Genomic DNA, 1,534 nt, shown 5'->3' on the forward strand with positions numbered 1-1,534 from the left:
TTCGGCTTCTACCTCTGGTGGATATCCGCGCAAATTCAGAGCTTTTTCGACATTTATTATCCGCAAAAACCACATTTCGTGAAAGCGAATTTTGGCGGTTTGTTCTGGTAGCAACAGCAGTCGAGGATCGATCGCACCAGAATACCACCTGACATTCTTGACTTGCGATCGATGATCGGCGATGAATGTCCACAAACGCTCGATCGCTGCTGGTGTTAGCGCTACCCAATCCCAAATTTCCAAGTATAGATTGTTACCTTCACTTTTTTGGCTGAAAATTATGTAACCTTCTGGTTGAGTTTCTGCACCGATGAGGTAGGCGTGAACTACGTTTTCTTTATGTTCGACTATTCCACGCCATATAGCGGGATTGCGATCTAAATTGCCGTTGATTTGTTGGGCTTGTTGATGGTAAATTTTTGCGAGAGTTTCAGATTGAATGGTTTTGATTTTTTGTACTGACAAAGTGCGATCGATCGACTTAATACTCTCGGTTGGTAACTCCCAACAGCAACGACTTCCCGCTTGTTCGTATCCCATTTGGCGGTAGAGGCGTTGGGTAGCGGGATAAAGTGTTGAAATTGGTACGCCTTTGTGATAAAGTTCGCGTATGGTGTTGCTTAAAAGTTCGATCGCTACTTTTTTGCCGCGATGTTCTGGCGGTACGCCAACTGCTGCTATTCCCGCCATCGGTACAGATTGTTGACCGAACCACTGTCCCATGCGGTAAATAGCCAAACCGCCAACAATTTCTCCTGTTTGACGAACAACTCGGAAGTTTTCTAAACCAATGCGATCGCGATATTCTGGCCAATCAGCTATGGGAAAATTAAAGCATTGACAAAGCATTTCCCCCAGACTTTGAGCGTCCTCTGGGTTAGATACAGTACCAAATTCAATTTTTGATGTCATTTGTCACGCGATTTTGGATTTTGGATTTTGGATTTGCTCCGCCTTGAAATGACGGAGCTTGAAAGAAAGGAAAAATTTTTTGATAATTCCCCTTGAAAGGGGAGGCTAGAAACCCCTTTTTTCAGTCAAAAGCTTCCACAAGATCTATCTGTTTTGAGGGGAAAATGCTCGGTTAGCCAGGTAGAGTATTCCCAAGAATGCTAGTTTACTTTTGAGTAAATTGAAAATCTGCAATTTGCAATCTCAAATCTAAAATCGCATTATTCTCTGCGTTCCACGACAAGTGTAAGATGCGCCACGACTGCACCGATCGCACCAAGAGCCGCAATAACTGGAAACATGGTCGCACCAATAACTCCGCCAACTAATCCAATAGTTAGAGGTACTTCTATTAAGGTGCGTCCTTCTTCATTTTTGATAATGATGCGACGAATATTGCCTTGATAAATCAGTTCTTTTACTTTTGCTACCAGGCTATCGCCGCTAATCTTGAATTCCTCTTGGCGACCTTTTCCTTGGGGTTCTTCGTCAGTGACTACTTCTGTTATTTTAGTTTCCACTTGCACAGTGGTTTTGGGTGCAGTCGCAGATTCGTTAGTTCCGGCGTTAAATTGGTTGTCTT

The 1,534-nt window shown here is 43.4% G+C and carries 2 protein-coding genes; both read right to left on the bottom strand.

The window, feature by feature from the left end:
- Nucleotides 1-912: GNAT family N-acetyltransferase (locus tag H6S82_RS32545; protein ID WP_191057454.1), on the bottom strand; the 912-nt coding region annotated here is incomplete at its 3' end.
- A gap of 260 nt (nucleotides 913-1,172) precedes the next feature.
- The gene (locus H6S82_RS33840) at nucleotides 1,173-1,478 is read right to left on the bottom strand and encodes a DUF4342 domain-containing protein (RefSeq protein ID WP_191057455.1); all 306 of its coding nucleotides are present in this window, start codon (nucleotides 1,476-1,478) and stop codon (nucleotides 1,173-1,175) included.
- Nucleotides 1,479-1,534: the final 56 nt, after the last annotated feature.

Source organism: Planktothrix sp. FACHB-1355 (genome assembly GCF_014748295.1).
Classification (GTDB): Bacteria; Cyanobacteriota; Cyanobacteriia; order Cyanobacteriales; family Aerosakkonemataceae; genus Aerosakkonema; species Aerosakkonema funiforme_A.